Origin of the sequence: Microbacterium sp. CGR1, assembly GCF_051062835.1 — a bacterium.
Lineage (GTDB): Bacteria > Actinomycetota > Actinomycetes > Actinomycetales > Microbacteriaceae > Microbacterium.
On record NZ_JAOTPG010000002.1, the window covers coordinates 285743 to 304921 of the forward strand.

At 67.4% G+C, this 19179-nt stretch carries 23 protein-coding genes and 3 tRNA genes; 5 read left to right on the plus strand and 21 right to left on the minus strand.

Going from position 1 to position 19179, the window contains the following annotated elements; all coding sequences use genetic code 11:
• Positions 1-36: 36 nt before the first annotated feature.
• Both OD997_RS16290 and OD997_RS16295 read right to left on the minus strand, forming a co-directional pair.
• Positions 37-1578 (minus strand): APC family permease, encoded by a 1542-nt coding sequence (locus OD997_RS16290; RefSeq protein WP_434332618.1) that lies wholly within the window; start codon positions 1576-1578, stop codon positions 37-39.
• A 99-nt stretch (positions 1579-1677) separates the two neighbouring features.
• On the minus strand, positions 1678-2043 hold the full coding sequence (locus tag OD997_RS16295; RefSeq protein WP_434332619.1) for a winged helix-turn-helix transcriptional regulator: 366 nt from the start codon (positions 2041-2043) through the stop codon (positions 1678-1680).
• Between the two features lie 94 nt (positions 2044-2137).
• Between OD997_RS16295 and OD997_RS16300 the strand changes: the two genes are divergently transcribed.
• On the plus strand, positions 2138-2983 hold the full coding sequence (locus OD997_RS16300; protein WP_434332620.1) for an SDR family oxidoreductase: 846 nt from the start codon (positions 2138-2140) through the stop codon (positions 2981-2983).
• Between the two features lie 84 nt (positions 2984-3067).
• Here the strand turns inward: OD997_RS16300 and OD997_RS16305 are convergent, their stop codons facing one another.
• The 4 genes from OD997_RS16305 to OD997_RS16320 form a co-directional block, all read right to left on the minus strand.
• Positions 3068-3424, minus strand: a complete 357-nt coding sequence (locus OD997_RS16305; RefSeq protein WP_434332621.1) for a hypothetical protein — start codon at positions 3422-3424, stop codon at positions 3068-3070.
• Entirely contained in the window at positions 3421-4044 is a 624-nt protein-coding gene (locus OD997_RS16310; RefSeq protein ID WP_434332622.1) for a hypothetical protein, read from the minus strand. The genes OD997_RS16305 and OD997_RS16310 overlap by 4 nt, the downstream gene beginning before the upstream one ends.
• Complete coding sequence (locus OD997_RS16315; protein WP_434332623.1) at positions 4041-4607, minus strand: RNA polymerase sigma factor; 567 nt, start codon at positions 4605-4607, stop codon at positions 4041-4043. Before OD997_RS16315 ends, OD997_RS16310 begins: the two co-directional genes overlap by 4 nt.
• Before the next feature lie 123 nt (positions 4608-4730).
• On the minus strand, positions 4731-5195 hold the full coding sequence (locus OD997_RS16320) for an Asp23/Gls24 family envelope stress response protein (RefSeq protein ID WP_434332624.1): 465 nt from the start codon (positions 5193-5195) through the stop codon (positions 4731-4733).
• A 154-nt stretch (positions 5196-5349) separates the two neighbouring features.
• Between OD997_RS16320 and OD997_RS16325 the strand changes: the two genes are divergently transcribed.
• Positions 5350-5961 carry a TetR/AcrR family transcriptional regulator gene (locus OD997_RS16325; RefSeq protein ID WP_434332625.1) on the plus strand — a complete coding sequence of 204 codons (612 nt, stop codon included), beginning with the start codon at positions 5350-5352 and terminating at the stop codon, positions 5959-5961.
• Complete coding sequence (locus tag OD997_RS16330; RefSeq protein WP_434332626.1) at positions 5962-7641, plus strand: MDR family MFS transporter; 1680 nt, start codon at positions 5962-5964, stop codon at positions 7639-7641.
• An 81-nt stretch (positions 7642-7722) separates the two neighbouring features.
• Here the strand turns inward: OD997_RS16330 and OD997_RS16335 are convergent, their stop codons facing one another.
• From OD997_RS16335 to OD997_RS16375, 9 genes are all read right to left on the minus strand, one after another.
• Positions 7723-7887: a hypothetical protein gene (locus OD997_RS16335; RefSeq protein ID WP_434332627.1), complete on the minus strand. Its 165-nt coding sequence runs from the start codon at positions 7885-7887 to the stop codon at positions 7723-7725.
• A 178-nt stretch (positions 7888-8065) separates the two neighbouring features.
• A tRNA-Met gene (locus OD997_RS16340) sits at positions 8066-8139 on the minus strand.
• Between the two features lie 34 nt (positions 8140-8173).
• Positions 8174-8245: transfer RNA gene (locus tag OD997_RS16345), tRNA-Thr, on the minus strand.
• A 69-nt stretch (positions 8246-8314) separates the two neighbouring features.
• Positions 8315-9466 carry a M23 family metallopeptidase gene (locus OD997_RS16350; protein WP_434332628.1) on the minus strand — a complete coding sequence of 384 codons (1152 nt, stop codon included), beginning with the start codon at positions 9464-9466 and terminating at the stop codon, positions 8315-8317.
• Positions 9467-9678: 212 nt separating this feature from the next.
• Positions 9679-10473: an inositol monophosphatase family protein gene (locus OD997_RS16355; protein WP_434332629.1), complete on the minus strand. Its 795-nt coding sequence runs from the start codon at positions 10471-10473 to the stop codon at positions 9679-9681.
• Complete coding sequence (locus OD997_RS16360) at positions 10470-11468, minus strand: hypothetical protein (RefSeq protein WP_434332630.1); 999 nt, start codon at positions 11466-11468, stop codon at positions 10470-10472. Before OD997_RS16360 ends, OD997_RS16355 begins: the two co-directional genes overlap by 4 nt.
• 85 nt (positions 11469-11553) lie before the next feature.
• The gene (locus tag OD997_RS16365; protein WP_434332631.1) at positions 11554-12351 is read right to left on the minus strand and encodes an enoyl-CoA hydratase/isomerase family protein; all 798 of its coding nucleotides are present in this window, start codon (positions 12349-12351) and stop codon (positions 11554-11556) included.
• A gap of 46 nt (positions 12352-12397) precedes the next feature.
• Entirely contained in the window at positions 12398-12889 is a 492-nt protein-coding gene (locus OD997_RS16370; RefSeq protein ID WP_434332632.1) for an FBP domain-containing protein, read from the minus strand.
• Between the two features lie 49 nt (positions 12890-12938).
• Positions 12939-13646 (minus strand): FadR/GntR family transcriptional regulator, encoded by a 708-nt coding sequence (locus OD997_RS16375; protein WP_434332633.1) that lies wholly within the window; start codon positions 13644-13646, stop codon positions 12939-12941.
• 137 nt (positions 13647-13783) lie between these two features.
• On the opposite strand from OD997_RS16375, the gene OD997_RS16380 reads away from it, so the two are divergent.
• Together OD997_RS16380 and OD997_RS16385 are read left to right on the plus strand one after the other, a co-directional pair.
• A complete protein-coding gene (locus OD997_RS16380) occupies positions 13784-15193 on the plus strand; it encodes a GntP family permease (protein ID WP_434332634.1) in 1410 nt (469 codons plus the stop codon).
• Positions 15194-15200: 7 nt separating this feature from the next.
• Entirely contained in the window at positions 15201-15719 is a 519-nt protein-coding gene (locus OD997_RS16385; RefSeq protein WP_434332635.1) for a gluconokinase, read from the plus strand.
• 22 nt (positions 15720-15741) lie between these two features.
• Here OD997_RS16385 and OD997_RS16390 read toward each other — a convergent pair whose 3' ends face one another.
• The 6 genes from OD997_RS16390 to OD997_RS16415 all read right to left on the minus strand — a co-directional run bounded on the left by OD997_RS16390 (position 15742) and on the right by OD997_RS16415 (position 19153).
• Positions 15742-16605, minus strand: a complete 864-nt coding sequence (locus tag OD997_RS16390) for a hypothetical protein (protein WP_434332636.1) — start codon at positions 16603-16605, stop codon at positions 15742-15744.
• A 15-nt stretch (positions 16606-16620) separates the two neighbouring features.
• The gene (locus OD997_RS16395) at positions 16621-16887 is read right to left on the minus strand and encodes a hypothetical protein (protein ID WP_434332637.1); all 267 of its coding nucleotides are present in this window, start codon (positions 16885-16887) and stop codon (positions 16621-16623) included.
• Between the two features lie 158 nt (positions 16888-17045).
• Positions 17046-17522: a heme-binding protein gene (locus tag OD997_RS16400; protein WP_434332638.1), complete on the minus strand. Its 477-nt coding sequence runs from the start codon at positions 17520-17522 to the stop codon at positions 17046-17048.
• 47 nt (positions 17523-17569) lie between these two features.
• Entirely contained in the window at positions 17570-17953 is a 384-nt protein-coding gene (locus OD997_RS16405) for a hypothetical protein (protein WP_434332639.1), read from the minus strand.
• 99 nt (positions 17954-18052) lie between these two features.
• Positions 18053-18137, minus strand: a tRNA-Tyr gene (locus tag OD997_RS16410).
• 86 nt (positions 18138-18223) lie between these two features.
• Positions 18224-19153, minus strand: coding sequence for a PfkB family carbohydrate kinase (locus OD997_RS16415; protein ID WP_434332640.1), 930 nt, complete (start codon positions 19151-19153; stop codon positions 18224-18226).
• Positions 19154-19179: the final 26 nt, after the last annotated feature.

Below are 19179 nucleotides of genomic sequence, written 5' to 3' on the forward strand. Positions count from 1 at the left end.
AAGCCTAGGGCGTACCCGCGCGCCGCCTGCAAGCGATCAGATGCCGCCGTCGATCGAGCGGATCGTGTCGCCCGGCTCGTCCGGCACCATGACCTGGGTGTCGCGGTTCAGGCTCTCGCCGCGGAAGAACCTCTTGGATCGCGGGAAGAGGTACCAGAGGAACATGAGCACCAGCCCGAAGGCGAGCGAGCCGATGCCGATCACGAACGTGCCGCCGATGCCGAAGAGCACGGTGTACCCGTAGTCGACGTCCCACATGTCGATCGCCGACTGCACGAAGGCGCCGGTGAGCATGAGCCCGCCGATCAGCGGGAAGAGTCCCTTGAAGAAGAAGTCCCTCGCCGAGCTCGTGAGGTCCTTGCGGAAGTACCAGACGCAGGCGAAGCCGGTGATGGCGTAGTAGAACGCGATCGCGAGGCCGAGCGAGAGGATCGAGTCCTGCAGGATGTTGTCGCTGATCAGCGTCATCCCGACGTAGTACGCCGTGGCGACGACGCCCATGACGATGGTCGAGAACGACGGCGTCTTGTAGGTCGGGTGCACGTCCTTGAACTTGGCCGGCAGCGCGCGGTAGACGCCCATCGCGAGGGTGCCTCGCGCCGTCGGGAGGATCGTGGTCTGCGTCGAGGAGACCGCCGAGATGATCACGGCGACGACCAGCATCCAGCCGAAGGGTCCGAGCAATCCATCCTTGATCGCGAGGAAGAAGTCGTCGGCGTTGGCCTCGTTGCCGAGCCCCGTGCCGGTGTCACCCAGCCCCGCGTACATCATCGCCGCGATCGTGACGCCGACGTAGGTGAACAGGAGGATGACGGTGGTCAGCAGCGCGGCACGGCCCGGGATGCGCTTGGGGTCCTTCGTCTCCTCGTTCAACGCCAGGCAGGTGTCCCAGCCCCAGTAGATGAAGAGCGCGAGGAGGATCGCCTCGGTGAAGCCCGACCAGTCGGTGAAGCCGAACGGGTTCAGCCACTCGAGATCGAACGGAGTCGGGTTCGGCGCCGTGCCGGCGAAGAACTGCCAGAGCGCCGCCACCACGAAGATCGCGAGAGCGAGGTACTGGATGCCGAGCAGGATGTTCTGGATGCGCTCGCCGATCTCGACCCCGCGCCAGCTCACCCACGTCATCGAAGCGATGAAGAGCACGGCGACCAGGATGATCCGCCAGTCGTTGTTCTCGAGGTCGAACCCGATCAGCGACCAGAAGTACACCGACGCGATCTGCGCGAGGTTGGCGAGCACGACCATGCCGGCGACGGCCACGCCCCAGCCGCCCATCCAGCCGACCCAGGGGCCGAACGCCTTGGTTCCCCACGTGAACGTGGTGCCGCAGTCGGGCACGGCATTGTTCAGCTCACGGTAGGCGAAGGCGATCAGCAGCATCGGCACGAACGCGATGATGAACGCGATCGGCGCCTGCGCTCCGACGGCGAGCACCACGAACCCGAGCGTGGCGACGAGCGAGTACACCGGCGCGGTGGACGCGAGACCGATGACCGTGGACCCCCACAGCCCCAGCGAACCGGTGGCGAGCCCCTTGCCGTCGGGGCGTTCGAGATGGATCGGCGTCGTAGCTGACATGTTCAGAACATACGGCTACTGCGGTTATCGCGTCAATCGTTTTCTCAGACCGATGGATTTCGTGGAAACAGCTACGTCGGACCGACGGAATCCGTCGAACTATCCTCGATCGATCATTCCGTCGGCATGATCGGCCACCCACTCGACGAGCGGGAGCATCCGCTCCATCAGATCGCGGCCGAGCGGCGTCAGACTGTACTCCACGTGCGGGGGCACGGTCGGGAACGATTCGCGGTGCACGAGTCCGTCATCAGCGAGGATGCGGAGAGTCGAGGCCAGCATCTTCTCGCTGATGCCGCCGACCTCGCGTCGCAGCTCGCCCCAGCGGCGCGTCCCGTCGGAGAGAGACGAGAGCACGAGCACACCCCACTTGCTCATGACGTGGTCGAGGATCACGCGGGTGCTGCATCCGGGCTCGAAGATCTGCGGGGTGGACTCCCGGATCTGCGCATAACTAACCGTCATGTACGTACCTTACTTCAAAGTGGGTACCACCGGCGCGGAATGTTCCACTCCTGCCCCGCGGTTGTGAGTCATGTCACCTACGAAAGGACACCCCATGACCATCCTCGTCACCGGCGCGACCGGCAACCTCGGACGCCTCGTCATCGCCAGCCTCCTCGAGCGCGGTGCGGACCCGCAGTCGATCGTCGCGGGTGCTCGTGACGTCGCCAAGGCCGAGGGGCTGGGCGTGCGAGTCGCCCGTCTCGATTACACCGATCCCTCGTCGATCACGGCGGCACTCGACGGTGTCGACTCCGTCCTGCTGATCTCGGGCTCCGAGGTCGGACAGCGCGTCGCGCAGCACCAGGCCGTCATCGACGCCGCCCAGGATGCCGGGGTCACGAAGTTCGTCTACACCAGCGCTCCGAAGGCCACGACGAGCGACCTCGTCCTCGCCCCCGAGCACAAGGCGACCGAGGAGCTCATCCAGGCCTCGGGCCTCCCCGCCGTGATCCTGCGCAACAACTGGTACACCGAGAACTACGCTGCAGACCTGGCTCGCGCCTCCGAGACGGGCGTCCTCGCCGCGGGCGTCGGCGACGGACGAGTCGCCTCCGCGAGCCGCAAGGACTTCGCAGATGCCGCAGCCGTCGTCCTGCTCGAGGACGGCCACATCGGCCGGGTGTACGAGCTCGGCGGCGACGTCTCCTGGAACTACGACGACCTCGCCGCGGCGATCGCGGAGATCTCCGGGCGCGAGGTGACCTATCAGCCTCTGACGGCGGATGACCAGCGCGCCGGTCTCCTGGCAGCGGGCCTCGATGAGGGCACCGCCGGCTTCGTTGTCGCCCTGGACGCCGGCATCGGCTCCGGCGCACTCGCCGACACCGACGGCACTCTCGCCCGCCTCATCGGTCGGCCCACCACACCGCTCGTCGACGGCCTGCGCGCGATCGCCTGACCTCGGGGGCTCGTGCAGAGCCTCCGCACGCCGAGAGGCGCCGATCTTCACCCAAGATCGGCGCCTCCGTGTGCTCACGCGGACTCAGTCCGACGATGCCTCCCGAGGATGGACATACGCGATCGTGAGCACGATGTCGGCGAGCACCAGGCCTTCAGCGGTGAGGGTCCGCTCGACCACTGCACGCACCTCGCGGAGCGTGTCGACGGCGCCCGCCGAGTATTCGATCCCGAGCGACGCCTCGACCTGCGCGGCGTCGTCCGAGATCCGCACCGCGACGAGAGGTTCGTCGGAGCGGTTGATTCCGAGCGCGACCGCGCTCGTGCCGACGAGATTCGAGATCAGCGAACCGGCGCGGTAGAGAGTGCGGACGCCCGGAGTGGCGAGCACCGCTGCCTCCACCCGCTCCGCGAGATCCTCGTGCCGCGCTGTGGTCGTCATGACTTCTCCTCCGTCGGGTCGCTGACCCTCTGGACATCACGCACCGTGATGTCGATTCCGGTCAGCACGAGATCGGTGTGCCGGTGCACTCGCTCGCCCACCTCCTGGCGCAGCCGTTCGACAGCCGTGGGGATCGATTCGCCGTACAGCGCATTCACCTCGATCGCGATCCGAATCGGCGCGCCCACGGTCGTGACATCGCCATCGAGGGTCGAGTGACCGACGAGAATTCCGGGGACCGCGTTCTCCGCAGAGCGGATCAGGCCGCGGACGGCTCCTTCGGTGATCCCGAAGTCGACACCCGCGTCCGGCTCGTCGAACGGGATGCGGCGGCCGGCACGGGCATCCAGAGCGATCCCGCTGAGGATGCGGTCGACCCAGCTGTCGTCGACCTCCGGCATCGCCGCGGTATCCGCCTCCATCAGCTGCCCGCCCAACCCGCGCAGACGCTCGAGCGCGTCGAGCGCGAGCTGACATCCGGGCGAGCCCTCGATGTCGGGGTCGGCCGGCAGCCGCCCCGCTTCGAGGTAGTCGGTCAGCTCTTCGAGCGTGTGTCCGTCGAGATCGCTGGGTTCGAGACCGAGCTGACGCACGTCGGGAGTCTCCTGCTCTTCAGTCATCGCCACGCCTCCATCCGCACGATCATGAACTTTCGGGCTCTGGCGAGAAGGCCGCGGGCGGTCGAGACCGAGATCCCGAGCTCGGCGGCGATCTCGTCGTAGGAGTATCCGCCCATCTCGCGAAGCACCCAGCACTCGCGCTGCGCGGCAGGCAGCTCCTGCAGCGCTGCTCCCAGCGCCGCCACCCCCTCGCGCGCCTCGACGACCCGCGCAGGCGAGTCCTTCGAGGGGGCAGCCTGCTCCATGTCATCCACGTCGAGTGTCGGGCGCAGCGCACGGATGCGGTCCACCGCCTTGCGGCTCACGATCCTCATCAGCCAGCTCTTGACCTTCGCCGGGTCGTCGAGCTCCGAGAACCGCTGCCACGCGGTCACGAACGTCTCCTGCACGATGTCGTCGACATCGGCGGAGGCGTTCAGCATCCTGTGCGTGTACGCGCGCATCATCGGCGTGTACCTGCGGACGAGCACCGCGAATGCGGCGACGTCGCCGTCCATCGCGCGTCCGGCGACGATCCGATCGTCAGCCTGCTCGAGAGCAGAGCGAAATCGTTCCCCAGCCATGCGTCGACTCCTTTTTCCATGTCCCCGAATAGATTCGGAGCGAACCCGCGATCGGATGGGATGCCCGCTCCGATCGTGGGTTCATGAGGCGCTGATCCGATCACTCGTCCAGCCCTCGAGGGGTCACAGGACACGAGCCTCCGCACCGCCGTCGACCGCCGCGTCATCAGCGGGCTCGTCGTCAGCCGGGATGTGCACGTCGTTGATGGTCACGTTGACCTCGACGGCCTGCTTGCCGACGTACTCGGCCATCGCGAGGGAGATGGCTGCTCGCACCTCGTCAGCCACTTTGTGCAGCGCGGCCGGGTACTCGGCGACGATCGTGACGTCGACGGCGACCTGAGTCTCTCCGACCTCGACGCTGACGCCCTGGGAGAGGTCGGTGGAGTTGAGCGCATCACGGATGGCACCGACCGCACGGGCCGCTCCCCCGCCGAGAGCGTGGACGCCCGGCACCTCGCGAGCAGCGATGCCGGCGATCTTCGCGACGACACCGTTCTCGATGACCGTCTGGCCTGTCGACGGCGCGCCCGTCTCGGTCTGTGCGACCTGGGCCCTCGACCCGGTGCTGTTCGTCACGTTCGCCATGGTGCGCTCCTTCGTCTGAGTGTCCGCCTCCTCGAGGGGTGCGGGTCGCAGTGCCGCGACACCACTAAGACGGATGCTACGAACGATTCGTCACAAACTGCTCCGAGAAATCCTCACAGTGCACTCTTAGGTTGAGAGTGCAAGATTGCACTCCATGAGCGATAGTGCAGATTCGCTGCGAGAGCAGCGCAAGCGGGAGACGTTGCGGTTGCTGACCGACACCGCACGACGTCTGACCGCCGAGCAGGGGTTCGCAGGCTTCACGGTCGAAGAGCTGTGCACCGAGGTCGGCGTATCGCGGCGGACGTTCTTCAACTACTTCGAGAGCAAAGAGAACGCGGTCTTCGGCTTCGCCGCGATCGACCCCCGGCAGGAGGCTCTCGAAGAGGACTTCGTGGCGCGTACCGGTGACCTGCTCGACGAGTTCATCGAACTGACGATCGCCCGGTTCGACCTCTTCAATCCGCTCGACGACGCGCCCGCTCTCTTCGCCGTGATCGAGCAGGAGCCCCGACTCATCAAGGCCGCGTTCGAGCAGATCGCCAAGAACGAGCGCCGCGACATGGGCCTCATCGTGCGGCGGACGGGCGCAGGCGATGCCGCCGAGCTGCGCGCCGAGGTCATGGTCCATACCGTCGGCGCGCTGGTGCGCCTGTGCATGGACCAGCTGCTGCACCACCACTCCACCGATTCCTTCAGCGACCTCGTCAGCCGCCGGCTCGAGATCGCTCGCACCGTGTTCGCACCATCACAGAAAGCCGACTGAATGTCCGCCACTGCCACCAAGGACGCGCCCTTCCTGCTCACGAAGCGGCGCATCTGGATCATCTTCAGCGCCCTGATCGCGGGGATGCTGCTCTCGAGCCTCGACCAGACGATCGTCTCGACCGCGATGCCGACCATCGTCGGACAGCTCGGCGGCGTCGACCACCAGGTCTGGATCACCACCGCGTACCTCCTGGCCACCACCATCGTCATGCCCATCTACGGCAAATTCGGTGACGTCCTCGGCCGCCGCAACCTCTTCCTGGTCGCGATCGCCCTGTTCACCCTCGCCTCGGTCGGCTGCGCCTTCGCGACCGACTTCTGGATGTTCGTCACGTTCCGCGCCCTGCAGGGGCTCGGCGGCGGCGGGTTGATGATCCTGTCTCAGGCGATCATCGCCGACATCGTCCCCGCGAACGAGCGCGGCAAGTACATGGGCCCGCTCGGCGCCGTCTTCGGCCTGTCCGCCGTCGCCGGCCCGCTCCTCGGCGGCTTCTTCGTCGACCACATGACGTGGCAGTGGGCGTTCTACATCAACATCCCGGTCGGAATCGCGGCGTTCGTCATCGCGCTCGTGGCGCTGAAGCTTCCCAGCAAGAAGGCTCAGAAGCCGATCGACATCTTCGGCGTGATCTTCCTCTCGATCGCCACCACGTGCCTGATCTTCTTCACCGACTTCGGTGGCGACAAGGAGTTCGGCTGGGATTCGCTGGCGACCTGGGCCTGGGGTGCGGGGCTCATCGTGGCGGCCACCGCTTTCGTGATCACCGAGGCCAAGGTGCAGGATCCGATCATCCCGCTGAGCCTGTTCCGCAACCCGATCTTCGTGAACGCGACAGCGATCGGCCTCGTGCTCGGAATCGGCATGTTCGCGGCGATCGGCTTCGTGCCCACGTTCCTGCAGATGTCGTCCGGCACGTCGGCCGCGGCATCCGGGCTGCTGATGATCCCGATGATGGTGGGACTGATCGGAACCTCGATCTTCTCGGGCATCGCGATCTCGAAGACCGGAAAGTACAAGGTCTATCCGATCGTCGGCACGATCCTCACCGGCATCGCGATGGTCTCGATGACCACGCTGTCGGCCGAGACGCCGATCTGGCTGATCTGCACGTTCCTCTTCGTGTTCGGCGCCGGGCTCGGTCTGATCATGCAGGTGGTCGTCCTGGTCGTGCAGAACGCGGTGCCCGCCGGCGAGATCGGCACGGCGACCAGCACGAACAACTATTTCCGCGAGGTGGGCGCATCGCTCGGCACCGCGGTGTTCGGCACGATCTTCACGACGCGACTGACCGAGAACCTGCTCGGGGTCTTCGCCGATGCCGGGGCATCGCCGGGCGACGCGTCGCAAGCGGCGTCCACGATCGACCCGGCAACGCTGAACACATTGCCGGACGAGGTGCGCGACGGCATCGTGACGGCATACGCGGATGCTCTCGCGCCGGTGTTCTGGTACCTCGTGCCGTTCATCGTGCTCGCGCTCGTGCTGTCGCTCTTCCTCAAGCAGATCCCCCTCTCGGATCAGGCCGGACTCGTCGCCCGCGGCGAGGCGATCAGCGGTGAGGAGGCCGAGCGTCTGGAGGCCGAACAGCGCGGCGGCTCCGGGCGAAGCGACGCCATCCCTGACGACGAGGACCGCATGGCGGCCAGCAGGAGCGACACCCCGCCCGCTGCTCACTGACCCTCTCACGGACGCCACGGGCCCGCTCCTCGGATGAGGAGCGGGCCCGTGGTCTGCGCGAGGTCAGGGGAGGTCGCCGACCTAGAGCTCGTCGGGGTGATCGGCGTTGTCGCCTTCTGCCTTCTGGTCCTCGCCCGGAGTCGCGGGGTCGACCTCGGGATCCGGGTCGTTCGTCACGAAATCGGCATCCACGCCGACCGCGTCGATCCCGGAGCCGGGTTCCGGCGTTGCCTGGGGGTCTGACATGTTCGCTCCTGTCGTCTGTTGCGGGAAGGACGATCAGTCTCGCCGCCGCGCAAGGCAGCAGGCATCCCCTTGACAGCGGAGGCATCCGGCCGGTGATCCGGGTTCTCGGGCCTCGAGCCGTCGCTGACCAGACCCCGGATACGCAAAAACCCCCGGGAATCCCGGGGGTTTTCATCTGTAGCAGGAGCGGGGCTTGAACCCGCGACCTCACGATTATGAGTCGTGCGCTCTGACCAGCTGAGCTACCCTGCCACACCGCATCCGCATCGCAGATACGAACGCTGTGAGCCCCGAGTCAGGATTGAACTGACGACCCCTTCCTTACCATGGAAGTGCTCTGCCACTGAGCTATCGGGGCGTGCTGCCCCTCGCGGGGCAACCACACGAGAATACCATCACTGTGGCGTCCTCATGAAATCGAGGCGGGTCAGTACGTGTACCGGCCCGCGTTCTCACGCAACCACGGCAGCGGATCGATCGTGCTGCCGTTGATGATGATCTCGAAATGCAGGTGAGCACCGTACGAACGACCGGTGTTGCCCGTGTGTCCGACGATGTCGCCGACCTTCACGGTCTGCCCTGCCTTGACCTGGAGCGAGCCGTACTGCATGTGCGAGTAGTGGCTCGTGATGACCTGTCCGTCGATCACGTGATCGATGTAGACGGTCACGCCGTAGGCGCCGCCCTGCTCGGTGGCGATGCGCACGACGCCGTCGGCGACGGCCTGGATCGGCGCGCCCTCACCGGGCACGAAGTCGATGCCCTCGTGCAGCCGGCCCCAGCGCATGCCGTAGCCGGAGCTCATTCCCACGCCGACCTTGAAGGGCCACTGGATCGCAGCCTCGGGGTCGTTGGTGAAGACCTCGTTGGAGTAGTTGATGCCCTCTTCCGACGCCACCTGGATCAGGGACACGGTCGAGAAGCTGTCGGAGCGCGCGAGCGACTCGTTCTGCACGTCTGAGGAGGTGACGAAAGCCTGGATCTCATCGTCCGCTGCGCCTGCGGTCGACGAACCGGAGGCGGCGACGAGCGAGGTGGCGCTGAGCGACTGCGAGCCCTGGACCGCAGCCACGGCCTCGGCGGGGAGGGTCATGCCCACCGCGAGCAGCCCGGCGAGGCTCATCACGCCGACGGTCGCACCGACGGCGAGGAACTTGCGCACCGGCGGACGGCGACGAGCGACGTGCTCAGCGGGCGCCTCTTCGGCTGCAGCAGCCTCAGGCCGCTCCTCGGCGGAAGCCTGCGCGGTCTCCGGGGCGACGGAGCGGAAAGCACGGGATGCGGACTCGAAGGCGTCTTCGTGGGACTCACCGATCGGCGCGGGAGCCTCGTCGTCGGCATCCGCTGATGCGGAGCCCACCGGCTCAGCCTGAGCGGCCTCGGCGAGCGGCTCGACGACGATCTCGGGGGCTTCAGCTTCTGACTCGGCGATCTCGGTCGAGTCGGCGCCTGCAGATGCGGCGGCGACGGCCGTTGCGGCGAGGAAGACCTCGGCGGTGTTCAGCCGCTCACGAGCGGCGCGACGGGAAACGGGGGCGTCCGAGGCGAGGGGGGCGGCTTCGGAGACGGCTTCCGTCACTCCTGCCGCAGAGGCCTCGAAGGCCGCAGTGCGGGGACGGCTGGAGCGGCGCGTGGGCGCAGAGGCAGCCTGTGAATTCTCGAAGGGCAAATCAAAATCTCTCGGGTCAAACGTCAAGCTCGGGGGCGCTTACGACCTTCATCGATTCGGGCCGATGAAAGTAACGATCGGATAAACCCTAGCCTGCTCCACCTGGGAATGCCATGAATTCGTCACGTTTCATCTCGAAGAATCTCGACGAGACGATCGTGGACCTGGGTTCCACCGGCGACGAGCATCGGTCTCAGCGACGTCGTGTCGGTCAACGAGACGCGACCGCCGGCTTCAGCCACCAGCAGCGCTCCAGCCGCGTGATCCCAGGGCTTGAGCCCACGCTCGAAGTATCCGTCGAGCCGGCCGGCCGCGACGAAAGCAAGGTCAAGGGCAGCGGATCCGGCGCGACGGAGATCTCGGGCGATCGTCATGACCTTGCGCACGGTGGCGAGGTCGCCGTCGTGCGTGGTCGGGTCGTACCCGAAACCGGTCGCCAGCAGTGCGCCCGCCGGGGTCTCGGTGGTGACGGAGAGTCGGGTGTCTCCGAGGAATGCTCCCTCACCACGCGCGGCCGTGAACATCTCTCCTGATGCCGGCGCGTGGACGGCCGCCGCGAGCGCCTCCCACTCCCCCGGTATCGTGCTGCCCCGCACCGCAGCGATGCTCACCGCATAGGAGGGGATGCCGTAGGCGTAGTTCACCGTGCCGTCGATCGGATCGACGACCCAGGTGATGCCGGTCTCTCCGCGCTCGGCCTCGGACTCCTCACCGAGGAAACCGTCTCCCGGCCGGGCGACCCGGAGACGTTCACGGATCAGCGCCTCGACCTCACGGTCGGCGTCGGTCACGATGTCGGCGACGCTCGACTTGGTCGCGGCGAGGTGCACGCCCTCCGCGCGGCGCGTTCGCGCGAGCGCCCCGGCCTCGGCCGCGATGCTCGCGGCGAGGGCGGTCAGTTCGAGTTCAAGGCTCACTGCGGCGGGTACGGCGGAGCCGGGGGGTAGGCAGCAGGCGCGTCAGGCGCCGGCGGCACGGGAGGCACCGCGCGGCCCTGCGCATACGGCTCGGGGGCGGCCGGGAACGGAGCCGTCGGGAACGGCTGCGGAGCCGGCGCAACCGGCAACGCCGCCTGCTGCTGAGGCTGTTGGGACTGCTGAGGCTGCACCGACGGGTACCCCGTGTAGTACGCGTTCCAGTCGGGCGATCCGTCGGGCAGGACGGGAAGCGGTGTGACACCGTCGGCGTAGGAGGGCCATGACGGCGCGGCCGCGATGCCGTGCCCCGCGACGGCAGCCGCCGCGGGCTTGCGCGGTGCGAACAGCGCGTTCAGCAGCGGGATCAGCGTCGTGCCGACCGCGGCGAGGATCGTGAGGGCGACGACGATGCGCCAGTACAGCTCGCCGTACTCGAAGGTATGCGGGAACGTCAGGAAGAAGATGAGCATGCCGACGAGACCTGCGAGGAAGGCGATCGTCGCGAAGTAGATGATTCGAGTGAACGTCGTCACGTGGCGCTGCGCCGCCGGGGTGAACAGACGCACATGCAGCAGCGCGAGCTGGAGGATGCCGACGACCAGGAGAAGCTGGAAGAACCGCTCCGCACCGGTGAAGTACTGGTCATCCTCGGGCAGCCAGATCTTGACGGCTCCGACCAGCAGAGCGACGATCCAGGTGACCATGCTCGACAGAGCGAGCCAATCCGGACGGTTCGGGGCGAGCCCCGCTTCGAGGATCGCGATCCCCGCGAACGCGGCGAGCAGGAGGATGGTCAGGAACGCACGACCGATGAGACCGTCCTGATCCCCGATCAGCACCCACACGACGCAGACCAACGCGGCCGCGATGAGCGCACCGATGGCGATCCAGATCGCCCCTCGGATGAGGAGGGACATGTTCTTCTTCTCGACCAGCGCAGGGGCCTGCGGGGCGATCTCCGGTTGCGACATCGCGTTCCTCTCGTTGAGCGGCATTGCGTTCATCCTTGCATGCGTCGCCGCCCGATCAGGGTCGCCACCGAGATCCGGGGATGACGTCGCGCTCGACGCACTCCGGCGGTCAGCCGCCCTTGCGGGCCGACGAGGCCGCGAACGCGGTGATCCTGGCCTGCGCATCGGCTGTCGCCATGGACGCGCCGATCGAACGGGCCTCCTCGCTCAGCTGTTCCGCGAACGTGCGCTCGGGTTGAGAACGCACCAGACGCTTGGCATGGCCGTACGCCTCTGCGGCGCCCGCGAGCCAGAACCGGGCGACCTCCTCGGCGCGTGCCCGCACCTTCTCGACCTCGTCCGCCGAGTCGGCACCCTCGATGGCCTCGGCGACCAGTCCCCATTCCACAGCCTCGGCGGCGGAGAGGAGGCGATCCTGCAGCACGAGCTGAAGAGCCCGGCGCTGGCCGATCGCATGCGCGAGCTGCGCCGACACCGAGAGGTCAGGGGTGAGCCCGATGTTCGCGTACAGACTGCCCAGACGAGAGCGCGAGCCGACGACGGCGTAGTCGCTGCTGAGCAGGATGCCGAGCCCGCCGCCCGCCGTCGTGCCGTGGGCCGCCGCGACCACTGGCAGCGCAGACTCGGTCAGCGAGCGGATGCCACTGTTGATCACCTCGGCGAGTGCGGTGATCTCGTCGCCGGAGCCCATCGTCGTCGCCATCTCGATGACGTCGCCGCCCGCGCAGAACGCGGGACCCGCGGCATCGACCAGGATCGCCTTCACGTCCGCCCGCGATGTCGCCTCGGCAGTCGCGTCCCGCCAGGCGTGCGCGAGGTCGGCGTTGAAGGCGTTCAATCGCGCAGGACGGTTCAGCGTGAGCCGAGCCAACCCCTCATCGACCGAGAACAGGATGGCTTCGCTCATGGCTTCTCCTTCGAGCACAGGACGGATGCCCCCAGGCTAACCGCGATCAGTGCTCTTCCTGCACGCGTTTGGCGAAACCCTCCATACGCCTTCTGGTGCCGTCGAGGCGGAAGTCCACCTGACCCGGCGCCAGCACCTCATTGGGTGCGAGGGGGTGCGCGAGCCGCACGTTCTCATGGCACGACAGGTCAGCGCACATGTAGGTGCCCACCGAGTCGCCGCGGGCTCCGGCCTCGCCGACGCGTCGCGCGGAGAACAGGGCGACCTGATTGCCCGGTTGCAGGGTGTGGCAGATGTTGCACATCCCCGAACGGTGATGACCGGGGTCGGATGCTCTGAGCACGACACCCGAGATCCGCCCCTCGTGCTGGGTGAGGACGTAGCCCCGGCGACCGGCACCCGGGTCACGCCATGCGAAGAAGTCCAGGTAGTCCCAGTCGATCAGCAGGAGATCGTGCGGCATCTCCATGACCCGCAGCTCGTCATCGTCCGCGTTGACGAAGGACGCGCGGATCTCTGCTTCGGTGAGCGCTCGCATCCGTCCAGTCTATGAACACCACGAGTCGCCGGCGTCGGCGGTCCGCGATCTACTCGGCGGCCCGCTGCATCGCCTCATCAGCCTCCGAGACGATGTTCCGCATGGCGGCGGCCGCGGCATCCGCGTCGCCGCTCGCCACCGCGAATGCCACATCCCGATGCCACTGCACCGCGCTCTGGTTCGCGACATGCGGCATCAGGTCGTGCACGGTCCGGCCTCGCAGCACAGCCTCGACCGTGCCACCGAGAGCGGCGAGCATGCCGTTGCCCGAGGATTCGAGCAGCAGGCGGTGAAAGCGGACGTCGGCGGTGAGGTAGCGCTCACGATCCGCCTCGTGATCCTCCTGTCCCATCGCCACGACGAGCGAGACGAGGTCGACCTTCTGGTCGGAGGTCGCCGTGCCCGCAGCGAGCTGCGCAGCCAGAGGTTCGATGACAGAACGCAGTTGACTCAGCTCGCGGAGCTGCTCGTCTCGCCCCGGCCCCGCCAGTCTCCAGGCGATGACCTCGGGGGCGTAGACGTTCCAGTCCGCGCGAGGCCGCACCTCGACACCCGACTTCCGACGCACCCAGACCAGGCCGAACGACTCGAGAACGCGAACGGCTTCGCGCGCGGCGGAGCGGGACACCCCTCGCTCCTGTGCGACATCGACCGTCAGCATCCTCGAGCCGGGAGCATGCACCCCGTCGACGATCGCTCGACCGAGCTCCGCGACGAGGGAGTCGTGAACGGGGCTTCCGGCGCTGGAGACGGTCATATGTCGAGTATGCCCGCGACGACCTCGTCACGCGGTACGTCTCACATCTTTGTTTCGATTATGTTGCGCATGACGTGCTATGCGTGCTTATTATGTACGGCATAAGGTCGTAAACCACGCCCGGATCAAGGAAGCTCATGGCACTCTTCACCCCCGCCGCTGACGCGCTCATGACGGCCGTCACCGACGCCGCAGCCCCCGACCGCCCCGCAGGGCAGCTCATCACCGCCGCCGTGATCGGCATCGCGGTGATCATCGTCCTGATCACCTGGGTGAAGCTGCATCCGTTCCTCTCGCTCACGATCGGCGCGCTCGCCACCGGCGCGATCGCCGGCATGGACATCGCCTCCTCCGTCACGAGCTTCTCGACCGGATTCGGCACGACCATGGGCGGCGTCGGCATCCTGATCGCACTCGGGGCGATCTACGGCAAGCTGCTCGCCGACTCCGGCGGCGCCGACCGCATCGTCGACACTCTCGTCAGCCGAGCCAGCGCACGCTCCCTCCCCTGGGTGATGGGCCTCATCGGCGCCGTCATCGGCCTGCCGATGTTCTTCGAGGTCGGCCTCGTGCTGCTCGTGCCGGTGATCATCCTCGTCGCCCGTCGCTCCGGTGCTCCCCTGATGCGGATCGCTATCCCGACCCTCGCCGGCCTCTCGGCCATGCACGGGCTCGTCCCGCCGCACCCGGGCCCGCTCGCCGCGATCGATGCGCTCGGCGCCAACCTCGGTCTCACGCTGGCCTTCGGCGTCATCGTCGCGATCCCCGCCGTGATCATCTCCGGGCCCCTGTTCGCCCGCTTCGCCGCGCGCTGGGTCGACGTGCCTGTGCCCGAACTCTTCGTGACCGAAGAGGACGAGGGCGTCGAGCAGCGTCGCCGCCCGTCGTTCGGCGCCACGCTGTTCAGCATCCTGCTCCCCGTCTTCCTCATGCTCGCCAAGGCCGTCGCCGATATCTCGGCCGCAGGGTCCGACGCCCCCTGGAAGGTCGCGCTCGACTTCCTCGGCACGCCGGTCATCGCGCTGCTCATCGCCGTGCTCGCCGGATTCTTCATCCTCGGCCGCGGCGCCGGGTTCGACCGCACCAAGATCAACGACATCGTGGGTTCGTCGCTCGGTCCGATCGCCGGCATCCTCCTGATCGTCGGCGCCGGTGGCGGTTTCAAGCAGGTGCTGGTCGACACCGGCATCGGCGACGTGATCGCCGAGTTCGTCTCCGGCTCCTCGGTCTCTGTCCTGATCCTCGCCTGGCTCGTCGCGGTCGTCATCCGTGTCGCCACCGGATCCGCGACCGTGGCCACGATCACCGCCGCCGGCATCCTGCAGCCGCTCACCGAGACGCTCGACTCCCCCATGGTCGCGCTGCTCGTGCTGGCGATCGGCTCGGGATCCGTGTTCCTCTCGCACGTCAACGACGCGGGGTTCTGGCTCATCAAGGAGTACTTCGGCCTCAGCATCCCGCAGACGCTGAAATCGTGGACGGTGCTCGAGTGCCTGATCTCCGTCACGGGCCTCGCCGGGGTCCTCGTCCTGAGCATCTTCGTCTGAGCGCGCCATGATGTCCGTCAACGCTCCCGTCCTCGTCTTCATGGGCGTCGCCAGCACCGGCAAGTCCACGGTCGCCGCGATGCTCGCCGGCCGCCTCGGCTGGGCCTTCGAAGAGGGCGACGACCTGCACCCCGAGGCGAACGTCGCCAAGATGGCGGCGGGACATCCGCTCGACGACGACGATCGATGGCCGTGGCTCGACCGCATCGCCGACTGGATCGACGATCGCATCGAAGCGGGCGAGCCCGGCATCGTCACCTGCTCTGCGCTGAAGCGCAGCTACCGCGACGTGCTGCGCCGAGATGCGGTCACGTTCGTGCACTTCGCGGGCGAGCGTCAACTCATCCTCGACCGGATGCTGCGACGTGAAGGGCACTTCATGCCGACGACGTTGCTCGACTCCCAGTTCGCGACATTGGAAGCGCTCGAGGACGACGAGAGGTCGATCGAGATCGACATCGCTCTGACGCCCGCCGAGCAGGCGGCGCAGATCGCCTCACGGCTGCGCCTGCATCCCGACTACTGACGGAACCCCGTGTGACGGCGCGTCAGCCGAGTTCCCCCGACCCGTAGGGCCGGATCGGCTGCTGTCGCTGGAACGCGTACTCCCCGCCCTGTCGTCCTCCGAAGGGGCGGCCGTGGTCGGCGAACTCCTCACGGTAGTAGGCGAGCCGCCAGGTGCCGATCTCGATGCGCGAACCTGTTCGCAGGATCCTGGCGTCCTCCTTGCTGTGCGGCAGATTGGGACGCCCGCCCCCGGTCGCGGCGAACGAGTAGAGCACGTACTCGTCATCCTCGTTGTGTCGGATCTCCGCATGCAGTTTCTCCAGCCCGTCCAGTCGCAGATCGGCGTCTGGCCCCGAGCCGATCGTCGTCCGTCCGGGCAAGAGGTCGAACTCCCGCGGCCTGCTGTCGTTCCAGTCGCCGGTTCCGACGGCGAAGATCAGCCGAGGACGCCCCGACCCCGGGATGTAGTGGGTCGTCGTGACGCGTCGGCGCACTCCCCTGGCAAGCGTCGGCAGGAGCGGGAAGAGCGTCGGCGGCGGGACGTGAAGCAGCGACGCCTTGCCGTGTTCGCGATGCTGCACCTCGGAGAGGATGGTGCCGAGCCGGCCGAGCTTGATGTGGGGGGAACCGGCGATCGCCCGGCCGACCGGGCCCGACTTGACGTCGCCGAGCTGCACGAGGGTGCCCTTCGGCCCCTCCACCCGCACACTGATGCCGCGGCGCGCGAGGGCGTCGGCGAGAGGCACGAGGTTCACGAGGTCGTGACGGCTCACGCCGCCGAGGCGACGGGTGTCCTCGAACGTGATCACGACCTCTTGACCGGCCGCCTGAACGGTGAACGGCGTGGACGTGTCGTCATCCGGGCCGATCTGCTCGACGCGCAGATCGATGTCGAGACGGATCATCGGCGTGGGTGTCGCTCAGACCGCGCGGGAGTCGCCCGTTGCGCTGTCACTGGTCGTGACACGCAGGGTGCCGTTGAACTTCCACGTGGCACGAGGGGCGTCGGGTCCGATATCCCTCGGCACCTCGACGGTCATGTCATCGAAGGTGTAGTTCACGGCTGCGCCTCGACCGGTCAAATATGCCCACATCTCCCGCCCGAGATCGGTCCAGTCGGTGATCGACGCACCGCTGGGGCCCGATGCCGACGAGAACAGCTCCGAGGGTTCGTTCGTGTCACTCATGGGATGCTCCTTCGCAACGGCCACGTCCTGTGTGTGTTGATTATGCGCTCGGGAAACCTCCCTGTCCAGGGATATCTGCACTCTGTCCAGAAATGACTGTGAGGGCGCGGGCTCGGGAGCGTTCACGGGCCCGCGTGTCCCGACAGACCAGGGCGTCATCATCGGGCGACGAGGAGTCCCAGGTCGCGGATTCCGGCCACCACCAGATCGTGGTCGTCTGCGGACGGGAGGCCCGATACCGTGGCGACCGCGACGACACCCACGCCGTCGACGCGGATCGGAACGGCACCCCCCGCGACCGCGTACACGACGGGGTCGAGCCATCCGGGTTCGTACATGTCGCGTCCGCCGTTCTCGACACGCATCTCGAGCAGCGCGGTGCTGGTCTCGAACCGCAGGGCGGTCGCGGCCTTCTTCGCCGCCCACACGTCGTTGTCTCCGGTCGCGCCGGGCAAAGATGCATGGAACAGGATGCCGGACGACGTGCGCACATCCACAGTCACGGGGAAGCCCTCGGCCAATGCCCTCTCCACGATGGAGCGCCCCAGATCCCAGGCATCCCTGCGGTCGAACCGGCGGAGTACGAGCTCGATGTGCTCCGCCTCCAGCTGCGCGAGCCTCGCGTGATCACTCATCGGCATGCCTCTCTCTCGTGGACGACTCGCCTCAGACTGTAGCCGGGCTACTCGCGGAGTGCCCGCCGGACTCTGAGCACGCCGAGGATGAGCAGCAGGACCGCTGTCAGGATGGCGCTCAGAATCGCGCTGTTCGCAGCGAACAACCACCAGTCGTACGAGGTCTCGATCGGATCATGCCATGCGCGCTGATACTCGAACTCGATCGTCGCGGGGTATCGCACGGGCTCGTAGCGCGAGAGATCCTGCGTCACCCACCCGAACGGCCACCCGAACACCGCGTGCTGAAGCTCACCGTGCGTGGCCACTCTCACACTGCCCGCCAGGAGGAAGAACACGGCGGCGGCCGCGCCGAGAGGCAACAGGCACAGGAAGTACTGCAGGGCGCCTCTCGCCCATCGGCGCAGCGCTCGCCGGTCCTCTTCGTCCACAGCGGTCCCCCGGATGATCTGTCGCCCGACCCATACTGCCCTCTTCGCCCCGGAGACGACGAAAGCCCCGGACGCCTGAGGCTGTTCGGGGCTTTTCGATGGTGGCGAGTGAGGGATTCGAACCCCCGAATGCGATGCAGTCTGATTTACAGTCAGATCCCTTTGGCCGCTTGGGTAACTCGCCAGAGCGCACCCGTCCAACTTCGACAGCCAACCGGGGGCACGATAGATAATCATACCTGCGAACGGCAGGCGCGAGAAATCGAGACGTCAGCTGCCGAAGACGCCTCGATCGGCGTCCGCCAGAGACTCCGGGGTGCGGAGCAGACCGCCCTCTGCGCGACACGTCGCCGCAGCCACATCCATCGCCCGATCGAGCAGCTCCTGCCACCCCTCCGTATGCTCCGGCGTGCCAGCGGCGAGCCCTGCGGCCACCGCCGCGAGCGTCGCATCGCCGGCGCCGACCGTGTCGACCACGCGCCCCGGAAGAGTCGAGATGGGAGCGGTGACCACTCCGGCATCCGACTCGAGTGCGGCGCCGTCGGCACCCGCCGTCGCGAGCACGGCACGCACGCCGAGGCCGCGCAGCCGCGCGCGGAGCCCGTCGAGATCACCGTCGTAGAGAAGTGCCGCGTCATCCGCGCCGACCTTGACGATCGCAGCTCCTGCGGCCGCACGCTCGAAGCCCCGCACGAACTCCTCACGGTCGCTCAGCATGCCCGATCGCGGGTTGGGATCGATCGCGAGACGAGCGCCACCCGCGGCGGCGACGAGAGCATCGACCTCAGCGGGAACATCGAAGGGGAAGCAGCTGACGGCCACGAGACCGGCATCGGCCATGACCCGCACAGCCTCGTCGGAGTAGCGGATGCTGCGCCGCTGCGCCGCCTCGTTGAAGACGTACACGGGCTCGCCGTCCGACCCTCGTTCGACGATCGCCCTCGAGGAGCCGAGCGGAGCCTCGCTCGCGATCAGGCTGACGTCGTGATCCTCGAGGTACTCGCGGATGTGCGCGCCCGCCTCGTCGTCGCCGACCATCGCGATCAAGGTGGTCGGCACCCCGAGGCGCCGAAGGCCGACGGCCACATTCAATGCCGCTCCGCCGACGAGCTCGCGGACACCGGCATCATCACGGATCTCATCGATCAGCGCGTCTCCGACGACGACGGCACCGGATACACGGGAGGATTCAACGCTCATTCCGCCGACACTACCGCGCGAAAGGC